The sequence below is a fragment of the Turicibacter sp. HGF1 genome, from assembly GCF_000191865.1.
Lineage (GTDB): Bacteria > Bacillota_I > Bacilli_A > MOL361 > Turicibacteraceae > Turicibacter > Turicibacter sanguinis.
Genome location: NZ_AEXQ01000001.1, coordinates 1 through 18,260 on the forward strand (window position 1 = coordinate 1; position 18,260 = coordinate 18,260).

Consider the following 18,260-nt stretch of genomic DNA (forward strand, 5'->3'; position numbering starts at 1 on the left):
CCGTCCAAACTAACCTAAGTCAAATCAAGATTTTCCACACGGATCGAGGTAACGAATTTAAGAATAAAATCATTGATGAGATTTTAGAGGTATTTGAAATTGAACGCTCTTTAAGTATGAAGGGATGTCCCTATGACAACGCTGTTGCAGAAGCGACCTATAAAGTAATCAAAACAGAATTTGTAAACCATCAGATATTTGAAACCCAAGAACAACTAGGTTATGAATTTGCCGACTACGTTAACTGGTATAACAATCATAGGATCCACTCTTCACTGGGATATTTATCCCCAGTTGAATATCGTCAAAATACCCTTAAAAAAGTTGTTTAGTTTAGTGTTGACAATCCAGCTTATATTTCTCAAAGACTTAAAGATGATCTTATTCTTCATGCTAATCTAGTGTCACAGTATACAATCAAAGACTTTAAAAACTTAATTTCGAATTTAAATATTCTTCAATCCTTTAGTCGTAAAGGGTGTCTTTACGACAATGATTATATTGAATCTTTCCATGCCACTCTAAAGAATGAAGAAGTATATCAAATAACTTATGTTACCTTCCAACAAGCTAGAATCGCTTTATTTCAATACATAGAAGGCTGGTATAATCGCAAACGAAGTCATGGAGTGATTAATTATTTAACACCCCAAGAATGTGAACAATTTGTACGACAAATTGCTTAAAAACTTAATTTTTTTGTGTCCAAAATATTGACCTAGATTCAAATAAATGTAGTTTGATATGGATTATTTAACTTCCTCTAAAGTTTGTAGTAAACTAAAGAATGACATCTATGTTTTAAGATGACGGAATAAGTTTTCAATACAGGCCAAGTCCTTTGCAGTTACCTCTGTAAGATGTCGACTGTACCATTCCTATAGCGCTATTTTTCATGTCATTTTTATTTGTAAATTGATAGCCTTGATCCGTATGAAGTCATGCATTTTTAGCTAAAGGTAACTCCACTTAAATAAAGATTAACAACTTGAAGTTTGAGTTCAGTTGTATAAATCAAACTACTATTAATACGTTTTGATTGTATAAGAAAAGTACCTCTATAGTAGACTCAAAAATGATTCTATCATAATTGATAGTTTCGCTTTTATTTTTTTTGTCTATCATAGAGGTACTATATCAGATGAAGAAAATATCTAATATCTTTTTTTATTAATTTTTTAAAGTGACTGTACTACTTAATGATACACCTTCTGAAGTAACTTGCTTAATACTAACTGATTTAAAAGATTTAATATTATTTACTCTTAATGTTTCACTATCAATATATTCGGTTAAAACTAATTTATTATCTAAATAAACTTTTGAAAAGGTATTAAAATTTTTTCCTTTAATGATGAGTGCATCTTCTTCTATAAAGTAATTATCTAACTCTACCGGATTAATCCCCATTTGCATTTCATTTATTAATTGCTTCTGTGAATTATTATAATATAGTCTATCCTTAAATAGAATATCAAATTGTATAATTTCTAAAATCTCTTGATAATCATCATTATCCTTTAAAAATCGATGAATATTTTCTATTGGTCCCAAATTTAATCCTAGCAAAGATAATATTTTAGTTGATAATTGGTAAGTTTCTATATTATCATCTTGTTTTTCTAAATTAAAGTTATCATAAATAATATATTCAGTTGTATTTTTATAATTATCCGTATTTACCATATCATTAAAATATAATAACTGTGGTAAATGATCAGACAAAAACACTATAACAGTGTTTTCCTGCAACTGATTAACCTCTTCAACCAGATTATTAATAAATTTATCCACCTCATATAATACATTACTGTAATTCTCAATTTGATTTAACACTTCTTGCTTTAAATCTCCTTTAACTTGAATTGGATTTTCCATTTTTTCGCTAGAATATCCCCCATGACTCTCAACGGTTACAACGTAAATAAAATCTGAACCAATAGTTGTATTTAAGGCATCTAAAATTGGAGTAACTAAAGATTCATCTTTCGGCCAATATTTATCAATAGTATAATTTGCAAAATACTCAATAGACGAAAAAGTATTAAATCCTAGGTTTTTATACACTACATTTCTTTGATAAAAATCTCCACGATTGTTATGAACAAAGTGAGAAGTATACCCTTGTTGATTAAGATTATGTGCTAAAGAAAAAATATTACTCTTTTTTAAAATTGTTGAATTAGGAATTTCGCCGGGACTTAAATAATCAATATTCATTCCTGTCAATATCTCAAATTCTGTTCTAACTGTACCTCCACCAAAAGTCGGAACATATAAATCTCCTGAAGTATAATTATCTCTCAATGAATTATAAAACGAAAGAGGGTTTTTTGAAAACTCCAATCCTTCAATAGATGTGGGATCAAAAAAAGATTCTAATTGGACAATTATAATATTAGGATTAGAGTCATTTAAGAGAGTACTATTACTTTCTGTATTTATAGTCTCCTTCAAATCTAATATATAATCTTTACTATAATTTTTAGGGACCTTCCTAATAGTTTCTGTAGCTGAACTTAATAGTGAATAAGTAAATCCATTATATTCATATTCATAAGCAATATTCCATGGCTGACTAATCAATATCCCTGATAAATTATATATTTTTACTAGGAGAATTGTTACGGATAAACTTATAATAAAAGGAATAATATTTAATTTTGAATATGATTCCCTTATTTTTTTTCTTTTTTTATCAAATTGAAAATTAAAACAAACATTATGATTAATATAATAAAAAAACAATATATCATCCAATTGTTAATATAGTTATTTAAGATACTTAACCCGTCCCTAAGCGAATAAATATCTGAAAAAGTTAAAGGGACTCCTCTAAAGGATATTATCATTTTATTAATACTTGAAATAATTAAAATAAAAATAGAGATTAAAAAATAAATTGTTAATTTATTCTTTAAAATAAAAACTAAACTTGTAATAGTGAAAATAATACTTAAGGAAAGAATATAAATAGGAAATTGATTTATAATATTAAATTTATCATTAGAAATCCATTCGCTAATAAAAGCTAAAACTAAATTACCAAAAATCCAAACACAATAAATAAAGGGAATAAAACTAAATAACTTATTCTTGCAAACTGAAAGAATACTAATAATTCTTTGTCGTTGACTATACATTATGAGAATAAATTGCATCAACAAATAGGTTACTATGAAACTACAAATAGCTGTCATAATGAATTCTAATAATTCAATATTAAAATTAGTAAATTTCATATTTTCGATATATGGATCATTTCCTTGAACAATAAAAAATACCTTTTCATTATTTAAAATCATCTGAATATCATTTAGATTTTTAAATTCATTAAAAATTTCTTCAGAATTCTTACAAAGAATAGGAATCCCCATATATTTTAGCTCTATGCTATCTATATTAAAACTATCTATATTCCCTGAAACGAAATTAATTCTTATCTTATCATCTCGAGCAACCGGAATTTTAAATATCTTTTCAAATTCGCTATCTTTGACTAAGTTATAACTAGAATATTTTCCAGTAAAAGGATAAGAGTCGTTTGTTCCACTATCATACATAACTTGTAAAGTTTGATTTTCCAATTGTGACTCTTCTCCAAAATTGATAACTAATTTTACCTGATAGTTCGTAATAATAATATTAAATATAATTATAAATAAAAATATTCCAAACCATATTTTTTTTTCATTCGCAAACTCACTTTCTATGAAACACAAAAAAACTATAATTTTCATTTAATTATTTTAAAACAGTAAAAGTATCATCTTCTTCTAAATAGGCACCAACAGATGTCTCAATCATCACTAAATCAATTTTACCGGGATTAATCAGACAATGTTCTACACCCATATGTATATAACTTGATTCATTCGTACATAAAACATAATTTTCCTGTCCGATTTCAACTTTGGCTGTTCCACTTAAAACAGTCCAATGTTCATTTCTATGGAAATGAACATGTCTAGATAGTTTATGACCAGGTTTAACTATAATCTTCTTAATCTTATATCCTTGTCCATTTTCTAAAATTGTATATTTACCCCAAGGTCGATAAATCGTAGTATGCAATTCAGTTATATTTTTATCTAATTTTTGAAGTTTTGGAATTAAATCTTTTATTTTTTGGGATGATCCTTTTTTACTAATAAATAAAGCATCATCAGTATCCACGATGACTAGATTATCTACATCAATTGTTGCTACAATTTTATTATTACTTATAACTAAGTTATCTTTACTCCCTAAACTAACATAGTTTTCACAGTATGTATTATTATCTTCATCTTTTTTCATTGCATCATCTAAAGACTCAAAGCTTCCTAAGTCACTCCAAGAAATATCTGTATGAACTACTTTTATTAAACTACTTTTTTCCATTACAGCATAATCAATACTATCTGACGGAATTTTTTTCATATCATCTTCTAAAATCTCTATTTTATTCTCTACACTATCAAAGCTAGAGTTATTAAAACTATTTTTACACGCTTCTAACATCTCTGGATGATATTTTTTTAATTCATCAAGAAATGTTCCGACCTTAAAAACGAACATTCCACTATTCCATAAGTAATTTCCACTATTAACATACTCTTTTGCTAAATCTAAATTTGGTTTCTCTTTAAAGCTTAAAACATCTTCTCCATTTGCACAAATATAACCATAACCAGTTTCTGGATATTTCGGTTTAATTCCAAATGTAACTAAATACCCTTGTTTTGCATGTTCTAATCCTTTCTGAAGCGCTTCATGATATCCTATCATTTTTTCAATATAATGATCGGCAGGCGTTACTAATACTACATCATCTTCATGTAAGCTTAAACAAGCTAATGTGATTGCAGGAGCTGTATTTCTACCAACTGGTTCTAATATAAATTTATTTTTTCCTACTCCTACATACTCTAGTTCATCTTTTGCAACAAAGTAGTGATCTTTATTAGTAACAATGATAAATTCATCACAACTATTCATATTTCTTTCAATAGTACATTGATATAAAGATTTATCTCCGATAAGTTCACAAAATTGTTTAGGATATTTTTGTCTTGATAATGGCCAAAGTCTTGTTCCGCTTCCGCCTGATATAATAATATTTTTCATAAATTTTCACCACTTTTTATCTTAAGTATACAGATATAGAAAAGAATCAATAATTTACTAAGAAATTATTGATCCAATTTAATTTTTTATTAATTAAAATCTTTATTTATGATACTAATTGCTGCATTTTCAGAGAAGTGTTTACAAATATATTTGGCTTCTTGTTCAGAAAAATAGTTCCAGTTTATTTCATCATCATATAACGTACAGATTTTTGCAGCAAATTTTTCATAATTATTTTCTACTATCATTACTTGTTCTGCATCCACTAATCCCTCTGCTCCAATTGAAGTCGTAACAACAGGAATTTGATAATAAATTGCCTCAACAATCTTCCCTTTAACGCCTGCGCCATAACGTAAAGGAGCTACTACTAGTCTACAAGATGTATATAACGTTTCTAATTCTTCGTCACTAATGAATCCAGTTACAATAACACGCTCACTATGAAGGGCTTTAATCTGTTCAGATGGATTAGATCCCACAATATAAAATTTCATTTGTGGATTTTGTTTTGCGACAAAAGGCCAGATTTCATTCATAAACCATAAAACTGCATCTTCATTTGGTTTGTGTCTAAAACCACCGACAAATAAAATATCTTTTCTATCCTTAAATCCATTTTTATTTTTAAAGAATTCATCATAAATATATAATGGAATATTTCTAACAATCTTATTTGGCATCTCTTTTTGGATTAAACTTTGTTCATAATTTCCTACAACGTGAATTATATCCGACTTATTAAATAAATTAAATTCTTTTTGCTTCCAATTAGCCGATGATTCCAAAAGACTTTCTTCACCTGTCACTTCATAATTTCTTTGTTCACGTAAATAATGTAAATCATGCCCAAAATAAATAATTTTCGCATTTGAATATTGTTTAATTAAATCAATATACTTTTCAGTAATATGCGGGCGATTCATATAAACAAAATCAAAATATTTTGCATTTAATTTTAACCATTCATTAATTGAATGATAGTACCAATTACCATATAAAACTTCAATTCCCATTTGCTGCAATAAACCTGTATATGGTTCGTGTTTAAAGAAATTATCACCAATAAAGGTTACCTTATATCCTAATTTAGTAAATAATTTTAGATAGTGATAGGTACACTTACCACCTGCATCTTGATCATAGTGTGGGACATAATGATCAACAACTAAAATACGTTTTTTATCTGCACTACGGTCTTTTGCTAAAAAGACATTTTGTGCATTAGGAAAATGATTTTCTTTTAATTCTTTAGCCCACTTTTCTTTGAATTTTTCTAGATTAACAACTTGATACTTTTTCAATCCACTATTTAAATCTGTTCCATTTGAAATTCCTTCAAAATGAACAACCATTGATTTTGGTTGATACACAACTTTTAATCCTCGCTTACGCACTTCAAAAGCTAAATCTGTATCTTCATAATAAGCCGGAATAAATCTTTGATCAAATCCTCCGATTTCTTTCCATAGCTTCATCGATAACATAATACAAGCACCTGAGATATAATCAACTTCTTTTACATAGTTATATTCTGGTTTATTTGGATCATCTAAGCGACCGTAATTCCAACCGGATGCATCATCCCAAATAATTCCGCCAGCTTCCTGTAACTTACCGTTTAAGTAAACAAGTTTTGATCCAACCATACCAATCTTCTCATCACTCTCAATTAATGAAACAAGGGGTTCTAACCAGTCCTCTTGCACATTCGTATCATTATTTAAGAATAATACATATTTACCTATGGCTACCTGTGCAGCATCATTACAATTCATTAAAAAGCCAGTATTTTTCTCATGACGATTTACTTTAATATTTTCTGCATAATCAAAGATATTCACTGTTTCATCATTTGAAACATCATCACCAATAATAATTTCATACGTCACATTTTTCGTATTTTCTTTAATGGCCTTTAAGCAAGAATAAGTATAATCAAATTGATTATATACGGGAATGATAATACTTACTGTTGGATTTTCAAACTTTTCAAAAATAATTTTCTCTTTTTCCTCACAATCAACTAGCTTAATATCTACACGACTTAGTTCTTCTTGAGAATTTAGTGCAATATCAACTTGTCCGAGGACACTATTAGCATCATATTGACCCAACATTGTGAAAAATGATTTAATACTACTTTTATTAACTGATTTCAAGAAAATTTTAGGTTCTTTCATAAATCGAATACCTAAACTAACTATTAAACGTCGCTTCGAATTAAAAGGTATTAATTTATCAATTATTCGATTACATTTTGATACTAGACGCCAACTTAAAGATTGTTCCACATGGTTTAAACGCTCTACAACCATTTGAAACTCCTGACTGGCTTTACGGCTTTCTTCGTCTAATGAGGTATACTTTTGCATCAACTCTTTTATTTCTAATTCTTTATTAGACAGAGCAGTAGTAAATTCATCAATTTGTTTATCTAGATATTTAAGATGCGCATTTCGTTCTTCAACCTCTTCTTGTAAGTCTAAAATACGACGAATTTGATTATTATATTTTTTACCTGATTCAATCACAATAGAGTTAAAGTCAATATCTTCAATACTTTCTTGCTTTTCAGAACAGATTGCAATTAAATACTTTTCATCAATTGAATAATCGTCATCTACTCTAGCCTCATTAATATTTTTCAATATATTTGGGCTTGTATCACCATTAATCACACTTGCTACTTTAAACCCTTGTGTAAAAAACTGAATATTTTCAAAATATAAATGTAAAAATTGTTTATATTCTATCTTCGCAAATTCTTTTACATGGTATTCATTACTGTAATGTACTAATTGTGAATAAACCTCTCGGTCTGGCGTAGACATAATAAGTATTCCATCTTTTTTTAAAACACGTTTAATTTCTTTTAAAAATTTATGTTGCAATTCTTCCTCAACGTGTTCAATTGTTTCAAATGAAATGACAACATCGATTGAATGATCTTCTACCTCAATTTCTTCAATAGAATTCATTAAATAAGTTAGATTATCTCTTTTATATTGCTCTTTTGCGTGTAAAATAGCTTCTTCACTAATATCAACACCAATAACCATCTTTGCTTCACTAGAAAGAATAAATGACCCATATCCAGCACCACAGGCTGCATCCAAAACAACTTTATCTTTAACAAGTGGCTTAGCTGCTAAATAACGGTGGTAATGTTCAATATAAATTTCCGCATCTTCATTATTTTGCGGAATAAATCGCTCTCCTGTAAATTTCATATTTTAAACTCCTTAATCGATTAAGTTAAAAGTAATTGGAGATAAGAATAAATATCCCTCTAATAAATTAAACCCTTTATTCACAACTTCAAATAACAATGCATCATGAATCCAACAATGTTGCACATGATCTTCCTGAATTCCAGATGCAATCGCTGGTGAAATCGTATAAGTTCCTACTGTTAAATTTGGAATTTCAAATTCAAAAGAAGAAATAAAATAACGATTTTTAGGATTTACTGGACTATTTAATGTGTAGCTATTTGACTGGGTTACAATATTACCTAAACGATCTTTGATTGTAAATCCAACGATTAAAGCTTCATCAATTTTTTGATTTAACTTGCACTTAATAAGTAAGCGGACTTTTTGTTGAGGTTCAACCACTGTTAATCCCTGATCAGTCTTAACATCTTGTAAACTTACACCTGTAATCTCCGCTTTTAAATCTCCAAACATTTCCAAGTTAGCAACTGAATTAAAACTTATTCCTAATTCACTAATTTGCTCTTCTTCATTATCATCATAACTAATAATTTCAGAATCTAAATTCATCATAAATGCACGATATCTTTTAGATAACTCCACTGGGTCTCCGTCGGCAAGTAATTCTCCTTCATTAATCCAAATAGCTCTCTCACAATGATTAATAATTGTTGACATATCATGTGAAACAAAGATAACAGTTTTCTTTTTCTTAAATTCTTCAATCTTTCTAAAGCATTTCTGTTGAAAACGAATATCTCCAACACTCAATGCCTCATCAATAATTAAGATATCAGGATCGACATTTATGGCTACCGCAAACGCAAGACGAACAAACATTCCACTTGAATATGTTTTAACTGGTTGATAAATAAAATCTCCAAGTTCAGCAAAATCTAATATCTCTTGAAGTTTTCCATCCATTTGCTTCTTATCAAACCCTAAAACACTTCCATTCAAATAAATATTTTGAATTCCCGTGTATTCAGGATTAAATCCGGCACCCAGCTCTAATAATGCTGATACTTTTCCATCCACAATTGCCTCTCCACTCGTTGGAGTTAAAACTTCTGTTAAAATTTTCAATAAAGTCGACTTTCCAGAACCATTTTTTCCAATAATTCCAACAGTTTCTCCTTTACTAATCGTAAAAGTTATATCTTTAAGCGCATAAAAATCTTTATGTAATACTTTTTTAGGATTAATAGCTTCTTTCAATCGATCAATTGGTTTATCGTACATTTTATACGTTTTAACTAAGTTTGTAACTTTAATGATATCTTGCATATGTTAACCCTCCTAAATAACATCTGAAAAATGAGGTTTTAATTTGTTATAAAGTAAAATACCAATTAAATTTACAACAATCGTCAACACCCAAAAATAAAGCATCCATGTTACATTTTCCCAAAACCATACTTTATTTACAAAAGTATCTCTCATTCCATCTGTTATATAAAACATTGGATTTAGTCTAAACAAAGTTAATACAGAATCAGATAACATTGAATACGACCAAAAGATTGGTGTCAGCCAGAATCCAACTTCTAAAACAATATTAACAATTTCTCGCATATCTTTAATGAAAACATTTAAAGCACTTAGAATTAAACCAATTCCATTTAAAAAAGCAAGTAAAGCTATAATGTAATAAATAACTTGAATTTGATAAATATCAAACCCAAATCCATAAATAATATACATAAAGAAAATAAATGCGATAAAAAATAAATGAACATATAAAGAAGAAAGAATTTTTACAACAGGTAAAATTTGAATTGGGAACTTCATTTTTTTTACCAGATAGCTATACTGTAATAACGTTCCTGTTGTTCCATTCATTGCCTCTACAAAAAAGAACCATGGAATAACGGCAGGAATTAGCCAAAGAATATATGGAACGTTACTTACAGGGGCATTTCTAAATCCGACTTGAAAAACAAACCAAAAAACTAAAATAGTCACAATTGGTTTAATAAATGCCCACACAATTCCAAAATATGATCCTGCATATTTTACTTTAAAATCGTCTAGTGATAAGCTATATATTAATTTACGAAACTTAAATAAATCTTCAAAGTAACTTCTTAATACATTCATTAGCGATCACCATATTGCTTTTCAAAATAGTTTTGGTATTCACCTGAGATAATATTTTCCCACCATTGCTTATTATCTAGATACCACTGGATGGTTTGAGCAATCCCTGTATCGAAGTTATACGTTGGCTTCCACCCTAATTCATTCTCTAATTTTTGTGGATCAATCGCATAACGTAAGTCATGACCTGGACGATCTGTCACATAAGTAATTAAGTCCTCTGATTTTCCTAATGCTTTTAAGATGGTTCTAACGACTTCCAAATTAGTACGCTCATTATGTCCACCGACATTATAAACTTCTCCTACACGACCTTTATGTAAAATTAAATCAATCGCTGCACAATGGTCATAGACATGTAACCAGTCACGAACATTTTCACCATTTCCATATACCGGTAACTTTTCATCATTTAACGCGCGTGAAATCATTAACGGAATTAACTTTTCTGGGAAATGATAAGGTCCATAGTTATTCGAACAACGTGAAATTGTAATTGGTAAACCAAATGTACGATGATAAGCAAACACTAATAAATCAGCAGAAGCTTTTGACGCTGAATATGGACTTGATGTATGTAATGGTGTTTCTTCTGTAAAGAATAAATCTGGTCGGTCTAACGGTAAATCTCCATAAACTTCATCTGTTGAAACCTGGTGATAACGCTCTACTCCATAAGCACGTGATGCATCCATTAAGACTTGTGTTCCTAATACATTTGTTTTTATAAAAATTTCAGGATCTTTAACTGATCGATCAACATGCGACTCTGCCGCAAAATTGACCACCACATCAAATTTTTCTTTTTCAAATAAGTCAAAGATGAACTCACGATCAGCGATATCACCTTTTACGAATTTATAATTTGGTTTACCTTCAACAGGTTGGCATGTTTCTAGGTTTCCAGCATAGGTTAAAGCATCCAGATTAACAATCATATAGTTAGGGTATTTGTTGACCATATAATGAACGAAGTTTCCTCCGATAAATCCAGCTCCACCTGTAACTAACATCTTTTTATCCATCATCTAATTTTTCTCTCCTTCATAAATAAAAGGTAAATCCTTTAATTCCTTCAGTGTCTTTTGTTTTTGATCTTTTTCAGATAATAAAATTTCGCCTAAGCCTTCTAATGGCCACTTAACTGCAACGTCCTCATCATTCCAAAGTAGTCCGCTATCATATTCAGGCGCATAAAAATCGGTACATTTATAATTAAATATAGCTTCTTCAGATGTCACTACAAATCCATGCGCAAATCCTTCTGGAACATAGAATTGGCGTTTATTTTCAGCACTTAAATAAACTCCTTCCCATTGTCCATAAGTTGGAGAACCCTTACGTAAATCTACTGCGACATCCCAAACTTCACCTTGAGTGACACGAACTAATTTACCTTGGGTCTGTTTTGTTTGAAAATGAAGTCCTCGTAAAACCCCTTTACGTGATTTAGATTCGTTATCTTGTACAAAGGTCATCGTTAATCCTGCTTCAGTAAAATCTTTTTGACTATAAGATTCCATAAAGTATCCGCGTTCATCTCCAAATACTTTTGGTTCAATAATATATAAATCCGGAATTTTAGTAGCAATAAAGTTGAAGTTTCCCATTTATTTCACCTCATTTGCAATTTTAACTAAATACTGTCCATACTCAGTCTTTAATAAGGGTTTCGCCAGTTCTAATAATTGTTCTTTTGAAATATATCCTTTACGATACGCAATTTCCTCTAAACAAGCAACATATAAACCTTGACGTGTTTGAACAGCTTCAACATAATTAGAGGCATCTAATAATCCGCGGTGAGTTCCTGTATCAAGCCAGGCCATTCCACGCCCAAATAATTCAACTTTTAATTTTCCACGACGTAAATATTCATTATTAATATCTGTAATTTCTAACTCACCACGTGGAGAGGGTTTAATATTTTTAGCAATATCCACAACCTCATTATCATAGAAATAAAGACCTGGCACGGCATAATTTGACTTTGGTTGAACTGGTTTCTCCTCGATTGACAACACATTAAATTCGCTATCAAATTCAACAACACCAAATGCACTTGGATCACTCACATGATAACCAAATATAGTTGACTCATCTCGTTCAACGGCTTTAGCTAATCTTTCAGAGAATCCATAACCATGGAAGATATTATCTCCTAAAACTAAGGCCACTTTATCATCTCCAATAAAATCTTCTCCTATAATAAATGCTTCAGCTAATCCATTGGGGTTTTCTTGAACTTTATATTCAATATTTAATCCTAGATGTTTTCCATCTTCAAAAAGCTCTTGAAATAATGTAATGTCTCGAGGTGTAGATATAATTAAAATATCTTTAATTCCTGCTAACATTAAAACTGATAAAGGATAATAAATCATTGGTTTATCATAAATAGGTAATGCTTGTTTAGAAACTGATTTTGTGATCGGATACAAGCGTGTTCCTGACCCACCTGCAAGAATAATTCCTTTCATTATTCATTCACCTTCCCGATCTCTTTTAAATAGTCTGTTAGCGCTTCTTGCCATGGGCGTAAAGGCATAAACCCTTCAAGTCTCCATGAACAATTATCTAATACTGAATAAGCAGGTCGTTTAGCTGGTCTTGGAAACTCATCCGTTGTACATGGTACGACTGGAGTTCCAATCCCACATTGTGTAAATATCTCTTGAGTAAATCCATACCATGTTGTTGGCTCACTATTACTTAAATGATAAACTCCATAGGCTGGTTTCTTAATTAATTGTGCAATAGCCTCTGATAAATCTTTTGTATAAGTTGGACAACCATTTTGATCATTAACGACTTTTAATTGAGGCATCTTACTAGCTAAATCAATCATCGTTGTTACAAAATTCTTACCATTCTTACCGTATAGCCAAGCTGTTCGAACAATATAATATTTACTTAAAATATCTCGCACATAATTTTCTCCAGCTAATTTTGACTTTCCATAAATACTTTGAGGACTAGCAACATCAAATTCCTTATATGGAGTACTAGAAGTTCCATCAAAGACATAATCTGTACTTATATATACCATCGCTGCATCAATTTCTTTACATGCTAATGCAACATTTCGAGCTCCAATCGAATTTATTTGATATGCTAAATCTATATTCTCCTCACATGCATCTACATTTGTATATGCTGCAGGATGAATAACCACATCTGGATTATATTCTTTAATTTTTTCTATAGTCTGATTTAAGTTTGTAATATCAAAATCATTTTGCGTCATAGGAATAACTTCAAAATCATTATTTTTAAAAACTTCACATAAATCTGTTCCCAACATTCCATTAGATCCTGTAATTAATATCTTCATTATATACACCTCATAATTAGTTTATCAAACATAGTATTTTTGTTAAAGACAATAAGAAAATAAATAAAAAAAAAGAAGATATATATTAAATTTTGTAAATATATATACAAAATACACTCACAAAAAATACTTTTATTATATCTCCTTTTTAAATACATTATTTTGAAACTTTTACTATTATTGAACTTCCTTTTGTCAGTAATTCATATTTATTTCCATTATAGTTAGGAACATTAGGATAAGACTTCATAGGATTCAAAATTAATTCTTTTGTTGTATTTCCTACTTTTAATTTTAATTTCAGTGTATAACTTCCTACTTCTTTTGGAAGTTGATCTTGCGAAATTGAAACTTTATATCCTGAATAATCATAATTATAATGTTTCCCCGGATTTGCCCAACTTGAATCAGTTACTCCTTTAATTTCAACATTTGTCATTGGGTATTCGTAGTTCTTCCCTGAATCTGATTCCAATACTAATATTTTACTTACAACTGAACTTGTAGACATATCTAAGCCCTCAATTAATCCCCATCCTTCTAAGGTTAATTGATTGTTATTCCATTCTATTTTATCTACACAATTATTTGTTCCTAAACTTCTCTTTTGGACATTTAATATTAGCTTTTGATTTACTGATTCAATACTATATAGTTCCGTTGCACCTGTGTATTGCGCTGGTAACTTAACACTTGGATTCAAAATTAATTCTTTTGTTGTATTTCCTACTTTTAATTTTAATTTCAGTGTATAACTTCCTACTTCTTTTGGAAGTTGATCTTGCGAAATTGAAACTTTATATCCTGAATAATCATAATTATAATGTTTCCCCGGATTTGCCCAACTTGAATCAGTTACTCCTTTAATTTCAATATTTGTCATTGGGTATTCGTATTTCTTCCCTGAATCTGATTCCAATACTAATATTTTACTTACAACTGAACTTGTAGACATATCTAAGCCCTCAATTAATCCCCATCCTTCTAAGGTTAATTGATTGTTATTCCATTCTATTTTATCTACACAATTATTTGTTCCTAAACTTCGTTCTTGGACAGATAGATTCAATTTATTAGATACTTTTTCAAATGATACTAAAGAACTCTTTCCAGTATAAACATCTGGAATACTTGTTGAACTCGGATCAATATTGATAATCTTATTTAAATTATTAATACTCATATTTAAACTTACGAGATAACTATCTTCCTGAGTTGGTAAATCATCGATAGGAATTACAACTTTATACCCAGAATAATCATAATTATATCGATTTCCTGGATTTGCCCAACTTGACTCAGTTACTCCCTTAATTTCAACATTTGTCATTGGATATTCGTATTTTTTCCCATTACTATCCGTTAAAATTAATATCTTTGTAACACTATTATTACTAGACATACTATGACCATCAATTAGTGCCCATCCTTCTAAAACTAATTGATTATTCTCCCAATACACCCTATCTAATGTATTTTTTGTAGTTAAATCTTTAATTGATAATATTAATTTATTATTAACGTTCAAAATATTATATGTGAAATTTCCGATTTCTATATTAGGCAATCCACTTTTCATTGATAAAGAAATAGTTGCGGAACTATCTCCAGAGGTAATTTTTACAGAAATAGAATAATCTTGTGTAATATTTGGAAGATCGTCTTTATTAATACGAACACTATATCCTGAGTAATCATAATTGTATATTTTATTTGGATTTACCCATTCTGCCTCTGTTACTCCTTTAATTTCAACATTTGTCATTGGATATTCGTATTTCATTCCATTACTACCCATTAAGATTAGCGTTTTTACAACACTATTATTATCAGGCATATTTCGCCCTTCAATAATAGCCCATCCTTCTAAAACTAATTGATCATTATCCCAATAAACTCTATCCAATGTATCTTTCGTTTTTAAAGAAGATATAATCAATTTTAATTGATTATTTAAATTATTAAAGTCATATTGATTATAATTTGTATGGGTTTCTGGTAAATTATCATTTTTCGATAAATTAATTATTTTTTTTACTGTACCAATAGTAATTTCCAAAGATAATTTATACTCACCTAAATTTACTGGAAGATCAGATTCATCTATACTTATTTTATAGCCTGCATAATCATAGTTATATAAATTTCCTGGATTTGCCCAACTAGAATTTGTGACTTTAGTTGCTTTAACATTAGTTAAATTATATTCATAACTCTTACCATTTTTATCAGTAAATATTAACTTTTTACTTACACTAGTATCAGTAGGAATATTAAGCCCTTCAATAATAGCCCATCCTTCTAAATTTAATTTTCCATTTGACCAGTAAATACTATCTAATGTATCTTTTGTTGTTGGATTATACAGTTGCAAATTCAAAGGATCATTATAGCTGTTATTTCCATTAACTACGATAACATTGTTATTATTTATATATCCATAAGTATTAGGCCACTGATATGTTGCATTATATTGGACATTTCCACTACTATTCAGAGGTGTGTCAGTTTTAATTTGATAAAATCCATTTAAATTTCCTGTTATTAAGACAGGATAATGCCCTATTTTTATATTACTTTTTTTATTTTTAGTTTGATATAAAGTAGATGAACTTGAATTAGCTTGACTCTTAACATCTACAACCGCGTTAGATTGTTTAATTCCGATTGTATAATAATCATAATCCTTTAATCCACTGGCACTATCAAAGCGATAATACCAACCAGCAATTTTTTCTCCCCAGAATGGATCGGATGCATACCTAACATTCATTCCACTTCCTTTATTTCCGACATGAGATCCCATATATCTCCAATCATCAACCGGATCTGTATATCCCCATGATAGGTAACGGTCAGCATGATAATTAATTCCTGCTTCAACAGATGGAAAACTAGTACCATTTCCATATGGGTTATTATCAGTAGCATTCATTCCAAACAAATTATTTTTATTTAGACTTAAACTACTTTTCCCCCATCCACTTTCATGAATTCCCATAGCGTACTGTAAGGCACCATTAATCCCATACTTATCTTGAACAGCATAGAAGTATTGGCCTGTATTGACTAACTTTCCACCTGCTCCACCATTCGAATTTGTATAATTATCAAAAATATTAGCTGAATAATTTGATTTCGACCTAACTGGTAGATATTGATAATAATTATAAAATGGATTTGATTGATTTACAGCACCTTGACCATTAACCTTAATGTTACGCCAGTTTGTATAAAAATAAATTCCATCATAACTATAATATTTAACATTAGAACTCATCCAAGATGGTGCTTTTCCAACAATCACTTTTGAATAACTATTAGCCTTTGTTACATTACTCGTTAGATAATGAACTAACGTTCCATTTTCATTGGCATAATAAGATGGTGATTGAACTGTTGACGTACTAAAAGTAGTAATTCCTCGTTCATTTATATCATTATATTTATCTAAGTATTGATCATAATAATTCAACTCTGGAACATCTAATGGTTCAGTTTTTTCTTGTAAACTATACATTGTTGTTCCGCCTGGAATATAATAAGCAACTGTCTGAATTTCATACTTTACCTTTGTCCCATCATTATTTAAATCTAATTCAAACCAATGAGATTCAGATTTAGGAACCTTCCCTTCATATCCAGATAAATAAATATAATAATAATTCGTATCTTCTCCTAAATATAAAGCATCATCTACATAACAAGAGTTTACATATGTATTATGTTCAGATTGTCCACCAGATGGATATAAATTATGATTGGGCTTACATTGTACTGCCTTCATAATTTCTGAAGTAGTCTTACCTTCTTTTGATTGCTGTCCATCAGGAACAACTTGCCATAGCTGAACTAATCCACTTCCAGAACTTCGACTTTCAATGGAGAATAAACCATCATCTTCTAAATTAATTGAAGCAGTTTCTTCAAGTAATTCTTCCTCAATTTGCTCTTCTGGACTCTTGCTTTCTTCTGATCCATCAGCGCTATCTAAATCTTCTTCTACTTTAGGAATCTCTAATTCTACATCTTCAGTTTCTCCGAATTCTTCGTCATTTGGAATTTCTTCAGGTAAACCGTCCCCCGGATTCTGAATCTCTTCATTTTCAGTACTTTCATTAGATAAGTTTCCATCTAAATCTGGTAGATCGTCTTGACTTGAATCAATTGATTCTTGAACAATATCTGAATTATTTTCTACTTCTGACTCATATACCGTAGCATTAACAATCGCCCCAAAGCTACTAAACTGATTTATTAATAATCCGATTGCTAATGTTCCCTTTAAGACTTCCTTCTTGCCCCGCTTTCGATTCATTTTCACAACTCCTTCTCCAATACATAGCTCCTTTAATTATAAATAATTTATACATTTTTGTCATTAAAACATAGATAAAAAGAATATTTTGACACTCTTTTGTATATAATAAGAAATTTAGTAATAAAAAAAGATATATATATATATATTTATTTATTTACTTACTTAACTTAACTTA

General features: G+C 29.5%; 13 protein-coding genes. 2 read left to right on the forward strand and 11 right to left on the reverse strand.

The window, feature by feature from the left end:
- Together HMPREF9402_RS00005 and HMPREF9402_RS14060 are read left to right on the forward strand one after the other, a co-directional pair.
- Window positions 1–332 (forward strand): IS3 family transposase (locus HMPREF9402_RS00005; protein ID WP_009606103.1); only part of this gene is annotated, 332 nt, incomplete at its 5' end.
- 69 nt (window positions 333–401) lie between these two features.
- Entirely contained in the window at window positions 402–686 is a 285-nt protein-coding gene (locus HMPREF9402_RS14060; protein ID WP_009606106.1) for an IS3 family transposase, read from the forward strand.
- Window positions 687–1,170: 484 nt separating this feature from the next.
- Here HMPREF9402_RS14060 and HMPREF9402_RS00010 read toward each other — a convergent pair whose 3' ends face one another.
- From HMPREF9402_RS00010 to HMPREF9402_RS13890, 11 genes are all read right to left on the reverse strand, one after another.
- Window positions 1,171–2,748 (reverse strand): LTA synthase family protein, encoded by a 1,578-nt coding sequence (locus HMPREF9402_RS00010; protein WP_039930529.1) that lies wholly within the window; start codon window positions 2,746–2,748, stop codon window positions 1,171–1,173.
- Window positions 2,679–3,587 (reverse strand): hypothetical protein, encoded by a 909-nt coding sequence (locus tag HMPREF9402_RS00015; RefSeq protein ID WP_139058164.1) that lies wholly within the window; start codon window positions 3,585–3,587, stop codon window positions 2,679–2,681. Before HMPREF9402_RS00015 ends, HMPREF9402_RS00010 begins: the two co-directional genes overlap by 70 nt.
- Window positions 3,588–3,744: 157 nt before the next feature.
- The gene (locus tag HMPREF9402_RS00020) at window positions 3,745–5,109 is read right to left on the reverse strand and encodes a mannose-1-phosphate guanylyltransferase/mannose-6-phosphate isomerase (RefSeq protein ID WP_009606098.1); all 1,365 of its coding nucleotides are present in this window, start codon (window positions 5,107–5,109) and stop codon (window positions 3,745–3,747) included.
- An 89-nt stretch (window positions 5,110–5,198) separates the two neighbouring features.
- Window positions 5,199–8,345, reverse strand: a complete 3,147-nt coding sequence (locus tag HMPREF9402_RS00025; protein WP_009606107.1) for a glycosyltransferase — start codon at window positions 8,343–8,345, stop codon at window positions 5,199–5,201.
- A gap of 12 nt (window positions 8,346–8,357) precedes the next feature.
- On the reverse strand, window positions 8,358–9,617 hold the full coding sequence (locus HMPREF9402_RS00030) for an ABC transporter ATP-binding protein (protein WP_009606104.1): 1,260 nt from the start codon (window positions 9,615–9,617) through the stop codon (window positions 8,358–8,360).
- Window positions 9,618–9,629: 12 nt separating this feature from the next.
- Window positions 9,630–10,430, reverse strand: a complete 801-nt coding sequence (locus HMPREF9402_RS00035; RefSeq protein WP_009606102.1) for an ABC transporter permease — start codon at window positions 10,428–10,430, stop codon at window positions 9,630–9,632.
- The gene (gene rfbB, locus HMPREF9402_RS00040) at window positions 10,430–11,458 is read right to left on the reverse strand and encodes a dTDP-glucose 4,6-dehydratase (protein ID WP_009606100.1); all 1,029 of its coding nucleotides are present in this window, start codon (window positions 11,456–11,458) and stop codon (window positions 10,430–10,432) included. Before rfbB ends, HMPREF9402_RS00035 begins: the two co-directional genes overlap by 1 nt.
- A complete protein-coding gene (rfbC, locus tag HMPREF9402_RS00045) occupies window positions 11,459–12,040 on the reverse strand; it encodes a dTDP-4-dehydrorhamnose 3,5-epimerase (RefSeq protein ID WP_009606101.1) in 582 nt (193 codons plus the stop codon). It lies immediately after the preceding gene.
- Window positions 12,041–12,910, reverse strand: coding sequence for a glucose-1-phosphate thymidylyltransferase RfbA (gene rfbA / locus HMPREF9402_RS00050; protein ID WP_009606096.1), 870 nt, complete (start codon window positions 12,908–12,910; stop codon window positions 12,041–12,043).
- Complete coding sequence (rfbD, locus tag HMPREF9402_RS00055; RefSeq protein WP_009606108.1) at window positions 12,910–13,764, reverse strand: dTDP-4-dehydrorhamnose reductase; 855 nt, start codon at window positions 13,762–13,764, stop codon at window positions 12,910–12,912. The genes rfbA and rfbD overlap by 1 nt, the downstream gene beginning before the upstream one ends.
- Window positions 13,765–13,921: 157 nt before the next feature.
- Window positions 13,922–18,082, reverse strand: a complete 4,161-nt coding sequence (locus tag HMPREF9402_RS13890; RefSeq protein WP_009606105.1) for an N-acetylglucosaminidase — start codon at window positions 18,080–18,082, stop codon at window positions 13,922–13,924.
- Window positions 18,083–18,260 lie beyond the last annotated feature (178 nt).